Source organism: Butyrivibrio sp. XPD2002 (assembly GCF_000423945.1).
Lineage (GTDB): Bacteria > Bacillota > Clostridia > Lachnospirales > Lachnospiraceae > Butyrivibrio.
Genome location: NZ_KE384116.1, coordinates 1 through 19,767, shown reverse-complemented (window position 1 = coordinate 19,767; position 19,767 = coordinate 1). Strand labels below are relative to the sequence as shown.

27 protein-coding genes and 2 pseudogenes are annotated in these 19,767 nt (G+C 41.9%); 7 read left to right on the top strand and 22 right to left on the bottom strand.

What is annotated here, in order from left to right; all coding sequences use genetic code 11:
• Nucleotides 1–2 precede the first annotated feature (2 nt).
• Nucleotides 3–515 carry an RNA 2',3'-cyclic phosphodiesterase gene (gene thpR, locus G587_RS0118685; RefSeq protein WP_026493482.1) on the top strand — a complete coding sequence of 171 codons (513 nt, stop codon included), beginning with the start codon at nucleotides 3–5 and terminating at the stop codon, nucleotides 513–515.
• Nucleotides 516–562: 47 nt separating this feature from the next.
• On the opposite strand, the gene G587_RS25700 is transcribed toward thpR, so the two are convergent.
• A complete protein-coding gene (locus G587_RS25700; RefSeq protein ID WP_155829624.1) occupies nucleotides 563–727 on the bottom strand; it encodes a hypothetical protein in 165 nt (54 codons plus the stop codon).
• Between the two features lie 239 nt (nucleotides 728–966).
• Between G587_RS25700 and G587_RS0118675 the strand changes: the two genes are divergently transcribed.
• Nucleotides 967–1,200, top strand: a complete 234-nt coding sequence (locus tag G587_RS0118675) for a hypothetical protein (protein ID WP_026493481.1) — start codon at nucleotides 967–969, stop codon at nucleotides 1,198–1,200.
• Nucleotides 1,201–1,802: 602 nt separating this feature from the next.
• Here the strand turns inward: G587_RS0118675 and G587_RS0118665 are convergent.
• The 15 genes and pseudogenes from G587_RS0118665 to G587_RS0118595 form a co-directional block, all read right to left on the bottom strand.
• Complete coding sequence (locus tag G587_RS0118665; protein ID WP_242830113.1) at nucleotides 1,803–2,045, bottom strand: GlsB/YeaQ/YmgE family stress response membrane protein; 243 nt, start codon at nucleotides 2,043–2,045, stop codon at nucleotides 1,803–1,805.
• A 179-nt stretch (nucleotides 2,046–2,224) separates the two neighbouring features.
• Nucleotides 2,225–2,377: a hypothetical protein gene (locus tag G587_RS25695; RefSeq protein ID WP_155829623.1), complete on the bottom strand. Its 153-nt coding sequence runs from the start codon at nucleotides 2,375–2,377 to the stop codon at nucleotides 2,225–2,227.
• Nucleotides 2,378–2,581: 204 nt separating this feature from the next.
• Nucleotides 2,582–2,737 carry a hypothetical protein gene (locus G587_RS25690; protein ID WP_155829622.1) on the bottom strand — a complete coding sequence of 52 codons (156 nt, stop codon included), beginning with the start codon at nucleotides 2,735–2,737 and terminating at the stop codon, nucleotides 2,582–2,584.
• Between the two features lie 192 nt (nucleotides 2,738–2,929).
• Nucleotides 2,930–3,607, bottom strand: coding sequence for an HAD family hydrolase (locus G587_RS0118650; protein ID WP_026493479.1), 678 nt, complete (start codon nucleotides 3,605–3,607; stop codon nucleotides 2,930–2,932).
• A 66-nt stretch (nucleotides 3,608–3,673) separates the two neighbouring features.
• Nucleotides 3,674–4,366: an AlkZ-related protein gene (locus G587_RS0118645; RefSeq protein WP_026493478.1), complete on the bottom strand. Its 693-nt coding sequence runs from the start codon at nucleotides 4,364–4,366 to the stop codon at nucleotides 3,674–3,676.
• Nucleotides 4,367–4,404: 38 nt separating this feature from the next.
• Complete coding sequence (locus tag G587_RS0118640) at nucleotides 4,405–4,707, bottom strand: Dabb family protein (RefSeq protein ID WP_026493477.1); 303 nt, start codon at nucleotides 4,705–4,707, stop codon at nucleotides 4,405–4,407.
• A gap of 105 nt (nucleotides 4,708–4,812) precedes the next feature.
• Nucleotides 4,813–6,342, bottom strand: a complete 1,530-nt coding sequence (locus tag G587_RS23585) for a S10 family peptidase (protein WP_081679525.1) — start codon at nucleotides 6,340–6,342, stop codon at nucleotides 4,813–4,815.
• Between the two features lie 128 nt (nucleotides 6,343–6,470).
• A complete protein-coding gene (locus G587_RS25965; RefSeq protein WP_196812621.1) occupies nucleotides 6,471–7,820 on the bottom strand; it encodes an ElyC/SanA/YdcF family protein in 1,350 nt (449 codons plus the stop codon).
• A 98-nt stretch (nucleotides 7,821–7,918) separates the two neighbouring features.
• Nucleotides 7,919–9,028: a TlpA disulfide reductase family protein gene (locus tag G587_RS24765; RefSeq protein WP_026493476.1), complete on the bottom strand. Its 1,110-nt coding sequence runs from the start codon at nucleotides 9,026–9,028 to the stop codon at nucleotides 7,919–7,921.
• 91 nt (nucleotides 9,029–9,119) lie between these two features.
• On the bottom strand, nucleotides 9,120–9,791 hold the full coding sequence (locus G587_RS0118620; RefSeq protein WP_026493475.1) for a vWA domain-containing protein: 672 nt from the start codon (nucleotides 9,789–9,791) through the stop codon (nucleotides 9,120–9,122).
• Nucleotides 9,792–9,915: 124 nt separating this feature from the next.
• The gene (locus G587_RS0118615; RefSeq protein ID WP_026493474.1) at nucleotides 9,916–11,004 is read right to left on the bottom strand and encodes a macro domain-containing protein; all 1,089 of its coding nucleotides are present in this window, start codon (nucleotides 11,002–11,004) and stop codon (nucleotides 9,916–9,918) included.
• Complete coding sequence (locus tag G587_RS24760) at nucleotides 11,004–11,531, bottom strand: NUDIX domain-containing protein (protein WP_051201157.1); 528 nt, start codon at nucleotides 11,529–11,531, stop codon at nucleotides 11,004–11,006. The genes G587_RS0118615 and G587_RS24760 overlap by 1 nt, the downstream gene beginning before the upstream one ends.
• Entirely contained in the window at nucleotides 11,518–12,042 is a 525-nt protein-coding gene (locus G587_RS26815; protein WP_242830116.1) for a class I SAM-dependent methyltransferase, read from the bottom strand. The genes G587_RS24760 and G587_RS26815 overlap by 14 nt, the downstream gene beginning before the upstream one ends.
• A 69-nt stretch (nucleotides 12,043–12,111) precedes the next feature.
• Nucleotides 12,112–12,507: pseudogene (locus G587_RS26810) on the bottom strand ((deoxy)nucleoside triphosphate pyrophosphohydrolase); the annotation flags it as partial.
• 26 nt (nucleotides 12,508–12,533) lie between these two features.
• The gene (locus G587_RS0118595) at nucleotides 12,534–12,887 is read right to left on the bottom strand and encodes an arsenate reductase family protein (protein WP_026493473.1); all 354 of its coding nucleotides are present in this window, start codon (nucleotides 12,885–12,887) and stop codon (nucleotides 12,534–12,536) included.
• 883 nt (nucleotides 12,888–13,770) lie between these two features.
• Between G587_RS0118595 and G587_RS0118590 the strand changes: the two genes are divergently transcribed.
• The 4 genes from G587_RS0118590 to G587_RS0118575 are packed head-to-tail and all read left to right on the top strand — an operon-like array spanning nucleotide 13,771 to nucleotide 17,231.
• Nucleotides 13,771–15,423 carry a hypothetical protein gene (locus G587_RS0118590; RefSeq protein ID WP_155829621.1) on the top strand — a complete coding sequence of 551 codons (1,653 nt, stop codon included), beginning with the start codon at nucleotides 13,771–13,773 and terminating at the stop codon, nucleotides 15,421–15,423.
• A gap of 29 nt (nucleotides 15,424–15,452) precedes the next feature.
• The gene (locus G587_RS0118585) at nucleotides 15,453–15,695 is read left to right on the top strand and encodes a hypothetical protein (protein WP_026493471.1); all 243 of its coding nucleotides are present in this window, start codon (nucleotides 15,453–15,455) and stop codon (nucleotides 15,693–15,695) included.
• A 21-nt stretch (nucleotides 15,696–15,716) separates the two neighbouring features.
• Nucleotides 15,717–16,751, top strand: a complete 1,035-nt coding sequence (locus G587_RS0118580; RefSeq protein ID WP_196812620.1) for a DUF3592 domain-containing protein — start codon at nucleotides 15,717–15,719, stop codon at nucleotides 16,749–16,751.
• 21 nt (nucleotides 16,752–16,772) lie between these two features.
• Nucleotides 16,773–17,231 carry a DUF3592 domain-containing protein gene (locus tag G587_RS0118575; protein WP_196808833.1) on the top strand — a complete coding sequence of 153 codons (459 nt, stop codon included), beginning with the start codon at nucleotides 16,773–16,775 and terminating at the stop codon, nucleotides 17,229–17,231.
• Nucleotides 17,232–17,445: 214 nt separating this feature from the next.
• Here the strand turns inward: G587_RS0118575 and G587_RS25685 are convergent, their stop codons facing one another.
• The 6 genes from G587_RS25685 to G587_RS0118550 all read right to left on the bottom strand — a co-directional run bounded on the left by G587_RS25685 (nucleotide 17,446) and on the right by G587_RS0118550 (nucleotide 19,289).
• A complete protein-coding gene (locus G587_RS25685) occupies nucleotides 17,446–17,616 on the bottom strand; it encodes a hypothetical protein (protein WP_155829620.1) in 171 nt (56 codons plus the stop codon).
• A 10-nt stretch (nucleotides 17,617–17,626) separates the two neighbouring features.
• Nucleotides 17,627–17,905, bottom strand: a complete 279-nt coding sequence (locus tag G587_RS23560; protein ID WP_035787339.1) for a PspC domain-containing protein — start codon at nucleotides 17,903–17,905, stop codon at nucleotides 17,627–17,629.
• Nucleotides 17,845–18,063 carry a hypothetical protein gene (locus G587_RS25680; RefSeq protein WP_155829619.1) on the bottom strand — a complete coding sequence of 73 codons (219 nt, stop codon included), beginning with the start codon at nucleotides 18,061–18,063 and terminating at the stop codon, nucleotides 17,845–17,847. Before G587_RS25680 ends, G587_RS23560 begins: the two co-directional genes overlap by 61 nt.
• A complete protein-coding gene (locus G587_RS23555) occupies nucleotides 18,060–18,425 on the bottom strand; it encodes a hypothetical protein (RefSeq protein ID WP_155829618.1) in 366 nt (121 codons plus the stop codon). The genes G587_RS25680 and G587_RS23555 overlap by 4 nt, the downstream gene beginning before the upstream one ends.
• A gap of 316 nt (nucleotides 18,426–18,741) precedes the next feature.
• The gene (locus G587_RS0118555; RefSeq protein ID WP_026493468.1) at nucleotides 18,742–19,047 is read right to left on the bottom strand and encodes a type II toxin-antitoxin system PemK/MazF family toxin; all 306 of its coding nucleotides are present in this window, start codon (nucleotides 19,045–19,047) and stop codon (nucleotides 18,742–18,744) included.
• A complete protein-coding gene (locus G587_RS0118550) occupies nucleotides 19,047–19,289 on the bottom strand; it encodes an AbrB/MazE/SpoVT family DNA-binding domain-containing protein (protein WP_026493467.1) in 243 nt (80 codons plus the stop codon). Before G587_RS0118550 ends, G587_RS0118555 begins: the two co-directional genes overlap by 1 nt.
• Before the next feature lie 336 nt (nucleotides 19,290–19,625).
• Between G587_RS0118550 and G587_RS25675 the strand changes: the two are divergent.
• A pseudogene (locus G587_RS25675) lies at nucleotides 19,626–19,767 on the top strand (IS1380 family transposase); the annotation flags it as partial.

The window sequence follows — 19,767 nt, the reverse complement described above, 5'->3', positions numbered from 1 at the left end:
TTATGCGCTTATTCATTGCAATTATCTTAGACGAGAATATGACAGATGCACTTATCGAGATGCAGGATGATCTTATGAGATCCGGTATAAAAGGACATTTTACAAGACCTGAAAACCTGCACATGACTCTTGCGTTCATCGGTGAAAATGATGAACCTGAAAAGATTGAGGAAATAATGCGGGATGTCCCGCTAAGATCTTTTTCTATCAAGGTTTCCGGAACAAGACGCTTTAAGGATATGGTTTTTGCTAATGTTCTGGATAATCCTGATCTTCATGATTATGTGAAACGCCTTAGAAGGGCTCTTTCTGACAATGATATTGATTTTGACAGGAAAAAATTCATGTCTCATATCACACTTGTCAGAAGAGCTAGCGGCAATAGAGAATTCCCGATTCAGACAGATGCTGAAATCGAAGAAACTATGCGAGTTAAAGGTATTTCGTTAATGAAATCCGAGCAGGGAAAACACGGAATGATCTACACCGAAATTGGTTATGTTAGGGCATTTTAAATGCCACCAATGTTTCAACCGGGAATTGGTAACCGTTGTTAAAGCGATTACCAAACAAATGTTACTGCGTTAGCTACATCTTCAGAGATAACGTTGTCTTTTACGAGCTTTTTAAGCCACTTATCAAGGTTATCAACCTTGTGATTTGTCTGGATAAAGTGAATGTTATTGCCTTCTACATCATTTGAAAGAAACAGTTCGTACATATACATAAGAGTGACCTCCATTAAATCTTTTTTAATGTTGTTTCATTCATACTGGCCATTTTGAATGTTCTTTTTCGCTTACAGGAAATATATCGATGGGGTACCCCAAATCCTTTAGGGCTTTTTTAAATGTTTTTTTATATCTTTTTTAGAGATGATTTTTGAAATTTTAATTCACAAATAGATGTACTATAATACCAAAGGAATTTGGTCTAAAGATGCTGACCACTGCTAAGGAGGAACTTATGAAGTCGATTCTTATTAAGGATACAACAAAGGAAGAACGTGAGCAGATAGTTGCTGAATCTATAGGAAATATCAGCGGATCCTGTGACGGATGTATGGGAGGCCTCGCTGATATGTACCAGCCTTATATCGATGGCTTGAAAGAAATCCGCGAGATAAATATGGAGTTTAGGGCACATTATGAATCCGGAATCGAAGGGCCCGAGAAGGAAACCTGCGGGTATATGAGATAACGCGCCTCAGCTCTATTGGGAAAAATTCCCGGAAGGCCGCTATTACTTAAAGGCCACTATTACTCAACCGGCCACTATTACTCAACCGGCCGTCATTACTTGTGCAATCTTTCTTTTTGGTTATGTTCACGTAGTACTTTGCATCAATATAGTCTTTTCTACTTGACCTAGCTTAGGTTGCAACAATAGTCGCGTAGTTTTTGATCCAATATCTACTTCTTCTACGCGACTTATCCATGTCTATGCATTTTTCACGTAGTCGCATGCTTCAATGTGGTCATTTCCTACGCGACTAATCCCAGTTCAACCAAATGTCGCGTAGTTCTTGCCAGAACGAAAATAGAGCTACGTGATAAAAAAAGAGCCAAAGTAAAAAGCAAGTAATGGCAACCTCTGAAATATCTCCCCACAAAAAATCCGCCCCCGCAAAGAAATCCCCACAAAAACCTACCCCAAAACCCACAAAGCTCCCCCAACAAGAAAGTCCCGTCAAGAATCCCCACCAAGATCCACCCCCCACCAGCAAAACAACAAAAAAATAATCCACACCCAAAAAGAGTGTAGATTATTCTCAATATACTCAATTACCCATTCCCACAATCTTAAAAAAGCTTTCTGCCAAGCCAGATACAAATGCAAGCACCAACCACAGGAACGATCAGGCTTCCGATCCATCCTGTTGCAGTAAAGCCGATAAGCTTAAACAGGAAATGTCCTACAACACTACCAAGCACACCAAGAATCATGTTCTTAAGAGTACCTGATTTCTCACCCATAATCTTACTTGCAATAAATCCTGCAAGAAGTCCCCAAAGTAAACTCAAAATCAAAAGTAACAACATCATACTTTCCTCCACTATTTTTGTTCTCTTGTACCATTGCAGCACCATCATTTATGATAGCCTATTTACCATCAAAATCAATGTTTCCGTCGATAAAACAAGTATATAGTGGATTCATGTCAGGATATACATTCATGATTGCAATATCGATAACTGTATTCTCCGCATGCAGTAAAATAAGATTATCTACCTACTGCCAGCTCATCCACAAATCTTATAAGCTCAGCTTCGATTCTGCTGTAATCTGACTCATCAAGTCTGCCAAAGGGTTTTCTGTATGATGCTGTGTCGATGAAACCAATTTCTTCCATAAAGCTTTCAAAAAAACTACGCATAAGCCATATACCTCTCTAATCAATATTTTTTCGTTGTTATCTTCCTGATGATGTAATATTAGCAATCCTTATATCACAGTTTTATCACTCCCTGTCCAACAAATGTCTCAGGCCTTACATTTTATATAACGAAACAAAAGCGCCAAAATCTTCAGCACAAAGATTCTGACGCTTAGCGTTCCATTTATTCAATATCTGCGCTGATTAAAAAATGAAATTAGCGCCAAACATCGATACCATCCTGTTGCTGCAGAACATTGAAAGTCTGTCGAGGAACTCATCATGCATTCTGTTATAGGTTGCATCTCTGCGTTCACTCTTGATTGTTTTTGTTAAATCCTGTACATCTCGAAATCTCATAATGGATCCTCCTCTCATAAGCTTCTTAGTTACTGGTTGTACCACGTGGTGTTTTATATGTTTCTGATAATATATTTACCACACAATAAAAAACAGACCGCATGATACACTCATAACGGTCCGCTTTACACTGATTTGACTAAAAAAATCGAATTTTAACGCTTTTACCTTATTTTTTACTCATACTCTCATTTACATACAAAACTCCAAAACATCCAGCTGCTTCTTAGCCTGATCAAATTCCTCAAGTATAGGACAGGGAATATGCGGCTCGAATGCCAGCTCGTGGAACCAGGAGCACTGCACCGGGTGCATTCCCGCTTCTCTGGCAGCATACAATTCTTTTGATCCGCCATCTCCCACATAAAGGCACTCGTCTGCTGTTACACCCAGAAGCTCTGTCATCTTCCTATACAGCTCAAGGTCCGGCTTACAAATTCCCTGCTCATAGGAAATCAAAGCCACATCGAAATACTTAAATATCTCACTATTTCTTATAAAATCTCTTTCATCTGAAAAGGTATTGGTGATAAGGCCAACCTTTATACCCCTTTTCTTAAGCTCCTGCAGGAGCTTTACTGAATCATCGGGAATTCCATTAAAAGTATCCTCAAGATTCTCTCTTCTTTTAGCGGCAGCCAGCTGCACATTTTCTTCTGTATATGCACCGAGCCTCTTTAAAACAATCGCAAGGCCCTCCTCAATCGTATATACACCTGTGCTTCTCTCTTTTTCAATGGCATGCCACTCTTTCCTGAAAGCCCCTGGATCAACACCGACATCTGCTGCGATGTTTTCACCGAAATATGTTTTCCCCTCAAAAAGCGTAACCAGCGTCTCAAACATATCAAATATGACTGCTTTAATCATGCATTATTCCCCCTCATGCATTCATACTTTTTATACTCCTCCCTAAGAAGCAAGCTCAAATCATCCTTACCCCTTAAGTAACGCCCTCAGATCCTCCTCGTCCATCCTGGGCAGAACCTTTCTGATATGCTTTATGATCCTGTCCAATGATTCCTCAGGACTCCGCTTATAGGCTGACCTGCAGAGCTTATCGCCCCAGAAGTTTTCAGCGATATCGTAGCGGCAATTGCCCCAGCCGTACTCCTCGCCATTTTTGCGCTTACTGTATTCGAAGTTCACCGGCACCACATAGGTCTGCATCTGAAGTCTTGTGATAACCGTCTCAAATCCTTTGTTGCCGCCCTTTTTGTAATTAAGATTCTGCTTGATCTCGCGCGTCAGCATAGCTCCGGAGCCTTCAATATAATTCACGACATCCCTATCCTTGTAGGGCGCGAGGCCGTCATCGAACCTGGCATCAAAATCGTATCCATCCCTGCGATAATTGCAGAAATCAGGCCATAAATCCTTACTGATAAAGCCAGCCTTCTTTTCAAAAAACTTGCCATACACAAGCTCCCTGTTCTGAAGAACCTCACCCTTCCAGTCCCAGGCATCCCAGCGGACCCTGCCACTCCAGCGTCCCTGATACCACGCCTCGTATGAAACATTCTCTTCCAGCGAGAATCCCTCTATCCTTCCTGAAAAGAACGGCAGGAAGCCTATCTCATTAACTAGCTCTACCAGATCCTCTCTGCGCCTTATATCCGAATCGATCATCTTTTGAACCCTCATTGATAAAAATCGATAGCCCTAAATCAAACCTCAAAGTCCAGGCAGCTCCTGATCTTTGTATAAGGTCTAACCTTAGTATCAGCTACTGCTACGTGCTCAGGATGAACCGCATAACCCTTAAGCGCATCCTCATTCTCAAAAGTTGAATCAAGCATCAGATCCGCATTGGAAGATGCAAGACCATTTATATTAACCTTGATATCCACAATTCCGGGCACCTTATCCTTTAAGCCTTCGAGCCCTTCCTTGATTCCCTGCTTTACAGATGCCTTCTCCTCTGCAGAAAGCTCATCCTTCAGTGTCCAGATAATTACATGCTTAACCATTCCTGTTCTCCTTTCAGTCTGTCATACTATTTTAAATATATCAGAAAAAGAGCCATTCAACAGCAATTAAACTGTCAAATGGCTCGAATTTTGCAAATTTACATATTACTTCGCGTACCACTCTTTTGCGTCTTTTCTGAACTCTTCAAGAGAAGGTTGATGCATGTAGATCATATGGCCTGACTGGTAGAACTTAAAGGATAGATTTTTCCTTGTCTCCTTCTGAAGCGGCACGTGGTCATAAACCCATTCCGCACTGCAAAACGGAGTCGCCAGATCGTAATATCCGCCCAATACCCAGACCTTCAGATATTTATTATCGGACATGACCTTATTGACTTTATCTTTAAGGTCCATTATCTGATTATCACTATTATAAGTCCAGTCCATGTTTACCTTCATATTCAATGTATTATATACCCTATCCGTATGATAGCCCAATTCCTCAGAGATATACTGGTTGATCGCAGCACTAAAAGACGCATCAAGAACCGAATCTGAAGGATCATCATAATCCTCTACACTTTTTCCTACCAAAGGCGCTGTATATCGGCTATCGAGCCTGCCTATCATCATTCCTTTATCAGCAAGCAGTTTCATGCAGAAATCACGAAGGTATACCCTGAGGTTACTCTTTACAACATAGTCCTTATCAAGACCTGTAAGTTCTGAATATTTCCTGGCAACACTCTCTTTTTCAGAAGAACTGATCCTCTCCCCTTTGAAAAGCGCGGTCTGATAGTCTTCCTCAGCAAAAGACCTGGCCTCTTTAAGGAAATTCTCAAGCTCCATATCCTGATATTTTTTGTCCACTACCTTGTGATAGTAGCCTGATGCAGCCAAAGAAGGGAACAGCAGCACATAGGAAAGATCATTCTGCGTCCACTCATTAAGAATAGAAAAATCCGTTAAATTTGAAATAAGCATCAGGCCGTTTAGTCCCATAGCAAAGTTTGTTGAGAGATAGTCAGCCAGGGCCACAGAACGAAATGTACCATAAGACTCACCTGCCAGATATTTAGGTGATGACCATCGATTGTTTTTAGTCGTATACAGACGGATGAATTCGCCTATTGAAGCCAGATCCTCCTGATAGTTTGAGAAAAATGCCTCATCAACGCCTTCTCCCACGTGAGAATACCCGGTTCCTACGGGATCTATGAAAACCAGATCCGTAAGATCAAGAATGGAATTTTCGTTATCTACGATTTTAGAAGGGAACTCAGTGGGCTCACCGGCCTCATCCGTTTCTACGCGGCGTGGTCCAAGAAAACCAAGATGCACCCACTCGGATGATGAGCCGGGACCGCCGTTATATGCGAAGGTTACAGGCCTTTCACTATTATCCTTTACGCCATCCAAAGTGTAAGCAGTATAAAAAATGAAACATTCGTTGTCATCTGCAGTCACAGGCATCATACCTGCAGTTGCGGTGTAGGCAACCTTCTTACCATCTATGGTAACCTGGTGCTTGGTGGTGACTGTATCTGAATCAGCCTGCTCTGAAGTGCCGGACGGCGCTGCTTCTGCATCAGCCTCATCATTCATACCTACGCACATCGTAAGCATGCTCACCATAAGCACCAGACCTATAAATCTTTTTGCCAGGGATCTTGCGGGAAACATTTTTTTCATAACAATACCTCGTTTAAATTTGATTGTCGCATAACCATTTAACAATCATAATTATACAGTTTCCCGTTTAAAGAAATAATTATCCAATTATAAAAAGACTGGAAAGAAAAGCTAAAGTCCGCCAACCATCAGTGTTTTAAATAAAACTCCACCATTCCGAAAAACTCGCGGACAGTATAATGAATTCCAACAGGCATAAGAGTCACCGCAGGAACTGATGATACATTCTCATACCCAACCTCATTTGCTATAGAAAGAGCCCTGAGCTCATGAAATCCGTTTGTAACAATACCGACACTCTTGGAAGGATCACCTATAATCTCCAGACTGTACTTAAGATTCTCCTCCGTATCCGTAGACTTCTCCTCCAGGATAATCCTGTCCTCAGAGATTCCATAAACCTCCGTAAGCTTCCTTCTTGCGCACTCCGCTTCACTTATGGACTCATGCTTACCCTGACCGCCGGAAGCCACAACAATTGTGCCCTCATTTTCCTTTAAATACTGGGCTGCCTTTTCAATCCTCACTCTGAATGGGTTAGACGGCTCAGTTCCTCGAAGACCTGCCCCAAGGACGATGATGTAATCAAGGTTCTCCTTAGGCTCAGCTGTCATTGCACCGATAATCTTTGTCTCAGTGATTATGAAAAATGTGAGCACCGCAACAAAAACAGCCCTGTAAATCCAAACCAATACTTTAGGAAGGCGAATGACAGGGCTGCCTTCTATTTTCCTCTTCTGCATAAATACTCTGATAAAGGAAAACGCCGCAATAAGAATCCATAGCCACACCCATGACAGCTTCAGACCGCCGCCGTAGGCAAGACATGTGAAAAAGTACATAACAGACCATATCCCCAGAACAAAATAGACATACATAACGGCTTTATCAAAGGTTACCTTGCCGCAGCCGGCATACCTTGAAACCTGAGCCTTGTACTCCGTATACTCATCACCAAATTCCCCTTCAAGGTACTTTTCCTCCTGAAGGATCTGAAGATGAAGCATCACCATGGCCCATACAGTTATCACCATAAGAACCGGATTGTAAAACATGAGCATAATTCCGATGTAGACCAGGTCAAAGCCAAGGAAAGCGGGATTTCTCGAATATTTATATATGCCGTTTTTTATAAGTCCGCGCTTTTCCTCCCTGGCAACGCCTGCTCTCCAGCTGTCCTTCATGGTAACGACCGCAAGAAGGAACACCACATTACCAAGAAAGGCCAGATGCATACCTATGACTCTCCAGATGATGGTAAGCCCTGATGTGCCCAGTACTATTGATATAACCTCGGCCACCGGAACTGCGATCGTCGCATACTTCATCACCATCTCGATGTGATAACTTTTATCATGAACCTTACTCTTGGCGATCTGGTTGGTGACAATCCCCTTCCTTCTCTGAATAAACATCTTTGTAAAATAGATTCCATAGAATACCGCAATCCAGAATAATGCTATAAATCTGTATGTCATAATGCTCTCGTAAAAATTCCCTTCATTATATTCACAACAGATATCATTATAGCAATTTATTCTTTTTCAGGCACCTCGGTAACGTCAGAGTAGGTGGCCTACTTATTTTTTCCTTCTAAAGCATCGTATATCGCGTCCTCATACATGCTGATCCTTGCTCCGACTATGGGCCTTGCTATGATAGTACCTGTTGAATCAACAAGGAACGAAGTCGGCCATCCCTGGCTCATATCGAATATCTCCGCCCATCCATCGAAGGGAAGAATGTTGGTATAGGTGCAACCAGCTTCAGCAAGTCGTCCCTTGCCTTCCTCTATCGTTTCATCGTCATTTCCATCGCCCAGGAATCCAACAATTGCGCAGTTGTCCTTAGTGATTCTGCCATTTATCTCCTCAAGCTCCGGAAGCTCTGAGATACACCAGCCACACCAGGTAGCCCAGACATTTATCATAGTGATATCGTGCTCAGCAAACAGATCCTCACTCTTAATGGGATTTCCGTCAATATCAGTGGTTTCAAAGGAAATCTTTTTCCCGATAATTCCCTGGAACATTCCTTCGGGCTTATAATAATCTGCATTTTCAATTATCGAATCAGCATAAGAAAGGAGCACATCATACTCTTCTTTAAATTCCTGCTCGAGATTTTTGTAATTCTCGTCTTCAGACAATACCGATCTAAAGAAGGTACAATCATCAACTGTAACGATCTTGTCAAAGTCACTCTCCTTTGCACTCTTATCATCAGCACCATAGCCTTCAAGCATCGTATTAACAATTTTAATAAGATCAGAAGCGTCCCTGTTTTTATCTATTGCGACAATTTCGAAGATCGGCAGCTGGCAGCCATAGTATTTGTCCATCTCTTCCTCGGTGCGGTCTTCTTTTGCCTGAAGAGCCTCAACATCCTCCTGCGTCATTCCGCGATAGGTAGCCTCTACCAGGTATACTCCGTCACCGGAAGTAAGATCCGTTGCAGTAAAATCGACAATGCCCTTTGACTCAGTATACTCAGGTGGAAGATAAAGCGTAACGCCCTCGTCCTTAAATTCATTAGGCGTAACATTATCCATGTCAACTTCTCTTCTTGAAACCTCAGGAGCCTTGGCATTTACCGCAGAAGCCTTCATGCCACTGCCGCAAAGTCCTGCCACCATACTCATAGCAACTGTTTGTACACATAAAAATCTGATAACCTTATTATTCATAAGCATAATCTCCCATTGTTAGAAAAACACTCTACACGGGTATTATAAAAAACAACCATAAAGCTGCTATGACGATTGTCTTAAAGTTTTATTATTTATGACGCATAGCGTAATCCATGCGAATTTCATCATCCCAGCCGCATAAATCAAGCTCTTCTTCCAGATCCATGTCACTATCCGCCACCATCACAGAGCAAACCGCCTTGGACACACCGTCGTAGAGCTTCTCGGTACCCATCGCATCATGCATATAGTTGACAGCCCTTTCCTTTTTAATGCCAAACCTCTGAGCCTCAGCGTAGGAATCGATATTCGCACCTATGAAAATAAACTGCCATCCATACTTCTTCTGCTCATGCTGGATCATCCTCTTAATCTGACCGTAGGAATATCTGCAGCTGGCATTCTCCATTCCATCAGTAGTTATTACGAAAATAGTCTTCTTAGGCTTCTCGCCCTTAGGTGCGTGTCTGTGAACATTAACCGTGTGCTTTATAGCGCCGCCAACTGCATCAAGAAGCGCTGTGCAGCCTCTGACGTAGTACTCCTTGGGAGTAATATTCTTAACCTCTCTGATATCTACTCTGTTATGTAAGACCTCTGTCACATCATCAAAAAGGATTGTTGAAACATATGCCTTTTCCCCAGTCTCACGCTGCTTTTTTATCATGGAATTGAAACCACCAATTGTATCCAGCTCAAGTCCGCCCATTGATCCGCTTCTGTCCAGAATATAAACAATCTCTGTATAACCTTTACTCATATCTATACCTCCATAGTCTCAAACACTTATTGTTCAATACTCCTCTGCAGCGGAGCTCTATCTGATAGTGTCATGTTACTACGAAGGCAAATAAAAATGGTCAACCCGCAGGCGACCATCCTTATCATCCCTTCGACAGCGGATCAAGTCCGAATTCAAAGAGAGTTACATCAATATTCAAAACGTTGTATTCCTTATGAACTATATAATATTTTACTATTACATCCGTTTGGGAGATCGGCGATAGGGCATATCCCGCAAGTCCCAGGAAATCCACCGCTTCATCCAGGTTCAGCCTTAATCCCACAGCCAGCGCAAGCACCTTCTCCTTTGATGGATTCACCTGCCCCTTAAGGAGCTTGGAAAAGTACTGCTTGGAAATATTCGCAGCCGCATAAACCTCTGAGTTCTTAAGGCCCTTCTTATTAATCAGCTGTTGGAGGTGCTTGGCAAAGGAATCCGTGTACATTTCCTTAAGTTCTTCATCAAGGCTCTTCTCCTTAGAAGCGCCAAACATCATGTCAGCTTCGTAATAAGCGGATTCTTCTGATTCCTCTTCCCCGTACAGATCCTCCAGATCAGAATCCTCATCAGCTACAAAGGGCTGAGCAGCCGCAGCCTTCATGCACATCATACGGTTTACCGGCATACTCTCGTAGTAATTCTCTGCCTCAAGAGCACCGCCCACATACTCATCATCGATGAAGCTCTTAACATCATCAAAGATTCTGCCGGATATATGATAGGCATCATCTCCGAAAACAACCAGAGTGATCTCCATCTCATGATCTGTCAGGAACTTTGTGAATGCATCGATTGCAATCTGAAGTCCAAGATCCTTGGGAAAGCCATAGATCCCGGTTGCAAGGAGTGGGAACGCTATAGATTTGCAGCCATTATCTGCAGCAAGAGAAAGGGACTTATCATAGCATTTCCTAAGGAGCTCTGCTTCGCCCTTGTCTCCGCCTTCCCATAAGGGGCCGCTTGAGTGGATGATGAATCTGGCATCAAGATTAAACGCTGGTATTATTCCTACCTCTCCCGGAGCGAGATATCCTATCTGCTTTCTGGCTTCCAATAGCTTATCTTCACCTGCAGCTTTATATATTGCAGTATCAACGCCACCACCAATTGCCACATCCGGGTTGGCTGTGTCTACTATGGCGTCTGCTTTTACCATTGTTATGTCATTTCTGATAATTGAAAATGGCATTATAGTCTCCCCTCGATTTCTCTGATACCCCGGCCCATCTCTTCATCGTTATGGTCCATGATATGATCATAGAACTCACTAAAAGGCATAACCCTTACATCGTTTACTTCATAGCGGTCAAAATCAAATCCGCCTTCAGGAACCTCGACACGAAGCATGAAAACCGAGGCCAGTAATCCTGTCCCGTCATCCCAGTCCTTAATATACTCAAATGCCAGTTCCATATCATCGGGAGATACTTTAATTCCAAGCTCTTCCAACAATTCTCTGACTGCTGCCTCTTTGGGAGATTCTCCTGCTCTTACTCCGCCGCCTGTCATATCCCATTTGCCGGCATAATACTTTGCAAGTAGTGATCTCTGCTGGACAACATATCTGCCCTCGCCTTTTCCGGGAGCAGGACTGTCACTGGTCTTCATAATAATAAGAACGTGCTTTATATAATCCCCGGGTTGTTTCTTCTCGTGCTTTTCTATTATCTTCCCGGTGGACTTACCTTCTCTTGTAAAAATCTCAATATATTCCATTTTTCCTTGCTATGGCATTAACCCACATCTCATCTGCTCTTCCGGGTCTGTTGTCATTTCCGGACTCATTGAACAGAATCTCAAATCCTGCATCTTCAAATAACGGAACTATGCTCTTCTCATTAAAATCGCTAAAGGTACGGCTGCCACGCATCTTCGTACCATCGCCATATTTAAAAGAAGCGTAGATAACACCGCCACTTTTTAGCGAAGCGTTTAGCTTCCTCATGGTCTGAGGCAGCTGATCCACAGGAACATGAAGGAGTGAAGCGCAAGCCCAGACTCCATCGAACTCATTATTAAAATTGATATCCTCGAACCTCATATCCAGAACTTCCTGCCCCAGATATTCAGAAGCTCTCTTCCTCATCTCTTTGGAAGCATCAAAAGCTGTCACAGAAAAGCCTGCATCCATGAACGCCTTAGAATCTCGTCCGCTACCACAGCCCGCATCCAAAACATGACCATGTTCCGGAAGAAGTGCAACGAACCTGTCTCTCTCATAGGACATATCCGCATTGACACTTCCAGCAAAGAAGGAGTCAGCATTCTCGTCGTAATACTCTACATTCTTATCAACCATCGCTTCTGCAAGCTTGGGAAGAAGATCTAAATCCGCAGGAAGCCAGTCCACGCTTCTAAGGTCACTTACCTCAAGCCACTTCGCAGCTTCGTGCTCTAGGAGCTGCAGCTTACCCTCTGCAACAGTTGCCCAGTAGCAGTTCATATGAAGATGAAAAGTCTCATAGTCATAATCAATAATATCTATAAGATCATGTACCTCGATCTCTGCGCCAAGCTCCTCTCTAATCTCACGAACCAGCGCCTCTTCCGGAGTCTCACCTTCTTCAATTTTCCCTCCGGGAAATTCCCAGCCATCCTTATAATCCCCATATCCGCGTTGGGTTGCGAATATCTTTGTTTTTCTCTTGTAATCATCGCAGATAATCGCTGCGACTACGTTAACTGTTTTCATGCCTTAATCTCTCGCTGTTTTTATTTTTATAATAATGCTTCCTGCCAATCGCTTTCCTTGAAACCGGTCAGCACCTTCTTGTCAGTTACCAAAAGAGGCCTTTTCACAACCATGCCATCTGATGCTAGGAGTTTAAACTGCTCATCTTCACTCATTCCAGGCAAACGCTTGGACAACTCCATATCCTTATAAATCTTCCCACTGGTATTAAAAAACTTCTTCAGCGGAAGGCCACTGGCTTTATGATATTTTCTCAAAGAATCCTCGTCGGGGTTGTTCTCTTTGATGTCGATCAGCTCGTACTTAACATTGTTATCATCAAGCCATTTAAGAGCTTTCTTACATGTGGAGCATTTTGAATAGCAATATACTTTGTTCATGTGCACCTCCTACCTGTCGGTAACCATTCTAGAATTGGGTTTCATAAAAAGCATTTCTCTTCTATTTTATCATTACAATAGAAATATGGATTATTTTAAAAAAAGCTTTTCCTTCAGAAGGTTCAATATCAAAACAGCAGACCACAACCTTGATGATCTGCTGTCTCAAACATAATTTTTTTCATATTATATTCTGTTTTACAATTTGTCATGCTTTCTCTAAGTCGTTACATTCAGAATGCTAACAAAGCATAGATATATCCCTCTGCTATTTCTTTTATATCTTGAAAATCCTGATACTTCTTATGTTTTATAACCATTTGAAAACATTGACAGCTGTATAGATCTCAGAATTTTTACGTCCCTTCTTACTTATTTTCTTCTGTAAAATGCTTATCAAATAAATCCGAGTACAGCCCCTTTAGCTCATCATCAATAAACTATGACATCCCAGCTATATTCATTCTACAGACCTTTACTCATATTGTCATAATCGACAAGATCTCATTTATATATTTTTATTTGAACGTTAGATTTTGTACTAAAAATACATACCGACTTATTTATTGTCTTTTAAGAATTAAGCATTTTGAATATTGATATAATTAATTTGCAAACCGATTTATTTAAATTATGAGAATGCAGATCTACTTGAGGTGTTAGATAATTTAGATAAACTTCTGGAAGAATAGGATATATAGAATACAATTCAATACATATAATTGAAAGTAAGCATTTACCGTCATAATGAGAGCGGTGTAAAGATTTTTGCGAATAATTGGAGGAATGTTCCATGAGTATTAAAAAGAAACATAGATGCGCATTATCGTTGATAGCAGCCCTGATGCTGACAACCCTCTCGGTGACGGGATACGGCGCAAATGTGAACGCTAATTTAAACAAGACCGAGGAGCCAAGTGAGGCCTCGGAGAGCGGTTCAGACGACGAAACAGAAGACAGATCTGAAAATGAGGCATCGGATACCGCGATCACCGCGGATATGGAAGAACATACCGTGCATCTTAACAGCAAGGCAACAAGAGGTGCGGGATATATTTCGGTAAATGAGACTTTTACGGATCAAAAGGGAAATCAGTATAATCTTTTCATGAACGGGCTGAAGGATGAGAACAAGGATGCCATGATTGAAGCCCTGTCCTTGTATTACGATGCGGATAGTGAAGATGGACTTACGATCTATGATGATGCTTTTGCCGATGCGGAAAAGTATGATGATTATGCCGATTCGCATACTCTTATTTCCCATGCTGAAATGGATCCGGAGCTGGATAATGATTCCGAGCAATGCTGGGCGGGTGCTCTTGCCGATGCGCTCTGGGTAAACGGATGGGCAGAAAAACTGCAGAATCCGATCACAGGGAATACCTTTTCTTCCGAGGACGATGTTTTCAGGTACTACAACCGGAAGATCACAAACGACGGAGCCGATACGGATGCTGCAGTTGATTTTTTCTTTATGGGTGAGTTTTATATGGCACCGTATGAAAGCATGCACAGTGCCATGCTTATTGACCAGTTACGTTCGGAGGATGGACTGATGAAATCTTTCTTCAGTTCGAATCTGGTTACAGGATATGACCTGACCAAGGAACCCAATAATATCGAAGTCTTGAAGCACTGTGGTGATCAAGACAGTGACGCAGTGTGTTTTATAGGGAGCGTAGGTAAGATTGAATCGGAAGGGGAACTGCTTGAGGCCGATCACGCTGTTTCTGTAGTCGGAGTCATTACGGATCCGAATGCAGTGGGTACAGAAGAAAGCATGAAAGCGATCGTGATCGTGGATCCGGATAATGATGCCCATCCCTCAGAGGCTGACGGTGTAGGTGAGAACCCGACGATAGAACAGAAGGATGCTGCAAAGGAAGCACGGCCGAATTCGGTTACGGTTTATAACTTGCAACGCAGTAAAGATGTAAACGATGCTCCTTATTGGCTGATGAAGGGCTATGCAGATGAAGGATATGATACGGTAATGGTCCTTTATGAAGTGGAGGAACTTCCGCATTACAGCGAGGATATCATTGCGGCAAATACGGAAACGGAAGGTACAAAAAACGCATATGACAGCGTGGATCTGTCGCTGGACCTTCTATTCACAACGAGTGAGCCGGAGCCGATCGCAGATCTTTACGGAGAAACGCTGAATACCGCACCGGTCACTGAATTTTCATCCGGCGATCCGGTCAATCTGAATTTCCTGATAGCCAACAGGGGTGGCGTAATATTGGATGAGGATTACCTGAAGGGCAAGGATCTTTTCGTGGACTGGAAAGTTGTACGTGACGACGATGGTTCGGTCGTTGCAAAGGATCGGTTTGTCGCAAACGATCCCATTTATTATTGTACTGCGAGCGACACCTATATGATCAATCTCAATCAGGACGGAGATAAAGTAGTGTCATGGGATCCCGGCGATTATACAGTCACTTTGGATATGAATACCGACAGATCCGTACCGGAAGCCTATTACCTGAACAACGTGCCCAAAGAGTATCATTTTACAATAAAATGAACCTGTATTTTTCCTAAAAAGTTTTTTCTGTGATTTACGAGGAATCACTTAAATTCTGCGTCGGTTATCTTAATTACATGCAGCAGATTGATGATCTGGATCCTGATACAGTTCCGGCAGGCTCTGTGCTTTTTGATGATTTTGACTCTATGGAGAAAACACTGCTGACAAAGGGTATGAAAGCAGATTGCGAAGTTTACAGGATAGTCGATCAGAACACTTTCGTTGCTTCAACGGTCAAAACCGAAGATATGAGAGACGGAGGAATTTAGTATATGATTTTTCATCAGTCTATGGTTAAAATTATTGCCGGGATACTGGCAATTATAGGTCTGTGCGTTGGTGTGAACGTCACCTTTTTTCAGACCCGGGGTTTTGCGGAAACAACAGCCGTGATTACAGACCTTACAGAGGAAGGAAGCGGCGATGATACAACCTATCGGCCCACTGTGGAGTATGAGGTTGACGGCGAAACTTATAACGTTAAGCTTGATAATTCCGTTAAAGCCGATAGTGTAGGTAATACGATCACTGTTTTATACGATCCGTCAAACCCGGAGCTTGCCTATGTCAAAAACGGGATGGGCATTTATCTGCTGATCGTTTGCCCGCTTATTCTGGCATTTGTTTTAATCTCTATTTTCAAGGGAAGAGGAGAAAGGCAGGAGAACAAGGAACGTCAGGAATTAAGTGGATATACAGGTTATGCTCCGCATGTTGCGGAAGGGGAAAGAGAACTCTATTTCCTTACTGACCTTGGCACCCCCAAGGCGGGTCATCGAATTGAAGATGAAAACAGAAGAGTGCTTTATGAGGCAAAAATGACAAATTTCGGTGTGGCTGTTGACTATAAATTTGATTTCATAGACCATGAACATGGAAAGACTGTTCCACATCTCGTAGGACAGGTGCTTGAGAGCACCTGGGGTACTCTTCTTGCCGATGTTCATGATACATTTGAATTTGACGGCGTGGATATATGGAAGCATTTGAAGCAAAACGGCATATGTGTCGAGTCATCTGTCACAGCGGGTGAGGGTGCGCTTGTAGGAATGGAATATCGCATTTTGCGGGACGGAGAAGAAATTGCACACGCTGTGCAGACAAGTCAGTTCCCGCATGAGGAAGATACAGACACACATAAAGTGGAAGGCAAGATACCTATTCCGGGCTTTTATCGTATTTGGACGACAGAGGTATATCTTGATCTGCTGTTTGTTACGCTTATGGCCTTCGCCAGAAGCGGAGCCGGTGATGACAAGGGCGGCACCTACGGAGCTATACTTGGAACACTTGATAAAATGAAAAATAATGAAGGAAATATATGATAAGAGGAGAATATGGTTAAGATGAGCAAATTTGTTAATTTTATGAGGGATTATGTCTTTGCAAGGTCTGTTATTCCCATCGGAATAATAGTGATCGCGATCGGTATCTATGCAAGTACTATTTATGGTGACAGGAAGGACTATCCAAGGTGTGAGGCAACAGTTACAGATTCCGAACTTTTAAGTGGAAGTTATGATTCAGAGGATAATAATGATAGCAGAGTATATAGGAATTATATCAAATACACCGTTGACGGACAGGAATATGAAGGGTCAATTGACAGCGGAGATAATATGAAGATAGGTTCCACGGTTACGGTTGACTATAATCCCGATGATCCGACGGATGTGGGGGCATGGACCGGTCTGTGGCTTCCCATACTGCTGATATCACTTGGCGCGGCGGCAATTATAGCCGGATGTGTCAGTATCGTTATTGTCCATAAACGTGTCAAAGGGGACGGTTCCAATGTCATTTAGATAAAGTCCCCTAAGTTTTTAATTTATTTCAGAGCAAACCGTAAAAAATCATTTTACACATATCTACGAGAAGGCATGGGTTCCGGGCAGAAATGAGTTTAGAGAATTATTTACACCAAATGACAATCCTCAATATTAGTGAACATAAAAAAGCTTGTAGACTGTTTAGTAATCTACAAGCTTTTTCTTTACTATTCCTTTAATGGTTCTCGTGTCAAATTTCTTCTTTTTCCTTGCAATGCAGCCTGTAAGCATCAAAGAAGTGAGCTGCTGTGCAAAGAAACCATACACCAGACATAAGAGCTTTTCCTCCAACGAGGCACATAATTCCGCTCACTGCAAAAACTATTCCCAATACTACTCTTGATCTTGATGTCATTTTCATCCTTATCTCCTTAGATAGTAAATCCTTTTATCTCAGAATCATCTGAAAAGGGCTTAAATCCAACGGGTTCACTAGTTTCATAATAATCATTTGCCGAGTAACTGTTTGTATTTCTATTGTAAGTAGTGGTCTTTTCGCTCTCAGGTGCTTCATCCATTACTATAGCAAGGATGATATACGGAAGGATTCCGATACCGGTTGTAAATAAGAGGATCATATAGATGACTCTTATGATTGTAGGATCAATCCCAAAATACTCACCAAGGCCTCCGCATACACCACAAACCATCTGATCGTTCTGCCTCCAACGCAGGCCACATAACCATACAGCTTCGTCAAAAACTCCGAAAGCATCTCCTCTCGTCCGTAGCTAAAGCTCTCAAAATGCGGTGCGTCGCAATCATCCCCCATGCACACGCTGTCACGAGTCGCACTGATTGTGTTCATTTCCGAATCTCCTCCATACAAAGATTTCGTATAGCATCGTTTATATTAACATCGCCATTAGTAAAACAGCCTCTCTTATCCCCAACTGCCTCAAGCGCCTTCTGGTACTCGCCATTATGGATGTAATATAACGCTTCACGCAGCTCGCCATGATAACCTTCAGCAAACTTTTCTGTAAAAGCAGTGCCGGGCACATTCTTTATATCATCACAAAACTGATCTATATATTTTGTAAGAGCTTCTTTTAGCTCATCTTCTGACCAATTTTCAAGGACAGTACTATCCTCCCGAATCCGTGTTCCATAAACCGCAAATGCACCAATCGCCCTAAGAGACAGCGGTTCATCTTTATTGCTCTCCATGCCTATCAAATCCCAGAAAAGTTCATCAATTGCTTTATATTCCTCTCCGTACTTAATGCATAATAGAAAGTCATCGTATTTATGAGATATGCATCTGACAATAATCTAAACATAAACTCATCAAGAGCAGCAAGCCTCTTGAGAACCCCTCATAGAAACTTTTCTTCATAACACAAGCTGCCAGATTAATAATAACCTGGCAGCGCCCCTCTAAAATTCAGCTGCAGAAATGCAGCTTTTATATATTTAAAACTTCAGGCCCTATTAAAGTGCCGGTAACATAAATAAAAATATTACCAATTAACTATTATCCAAATCATACATAATCAAAAATGCTTTGGATTGCATCAGTAATATCAATAATCGCCGGTATATGTATTCTATCCAGTTTAGAATACCCTCTTTTATTCATATCAAGTAATGCCATTTTTTCACATTGCACATAGCCAGTAACTTCTTCTGTTTCAATCTTTATATGTAATGCTCCGGATTCCCCATTTTTATATACAGGACAACCAATAATCTCCCCTGTTTGATTGAAGAAATCCTTACTTACGACCAATACCGGCATTTTTATTCTTTCAATTTTAAGAATATCTCCCTGATTTATTTCTCCTTTCATTACCAAATCTCTCTTCCTACCGGTTCACCCCAGTCAAATTCTCCATCTAGATCTAGCTTTCCACCATATTCAGCAGCACGCTCTTCCAATGATTTATGTCTAAAAGGTTTAGTAAGCATTATGACGCCATTCGAAACTTTAACATCCAGCATATCATCAACAGTCACATCTGCTTCCTGAAGTACTTCTTTTGGAAGTCTTATGCCTTGGCTATTACCCCAAGTTTTTACCTGAGTCTGCATAATATATACCTCCTTTATGTATATACATTGTATATCCGATATATGATTATATCAAGTATGTATTCACACGCTCATCCATATCGTTGTTTTCAGTCCACAGCTCATAACTATCTGAATAACATCATCAATTCCTTCCGGTGGATACTTATGCTTATTTGTGAGCATTCCATTAAACCTGAATTATTCACGGCTTAATTACAAAGCCGCATAGTTACTGCATTTAAACTGCATATTGCTTTCACCCAATAAGTGAAGCCTTAGGGGTATTAATAAAGCCCCGATTCTGTTACAATTTTAGGTGTCGAATCCAAAAACATAACAAAAAAGAGGCTTCATATGTCTAGTTTAGATTACACAACCTTAGAAAGCAATAAGCGTTTTAAATTAAATTTTGACGGAGGTGATTTATCCTCCGATGCTGGTCTTCTCCTAATAAAGGAATTCATCAGCAAACTGCACTTTGACAAGCTGATTGACA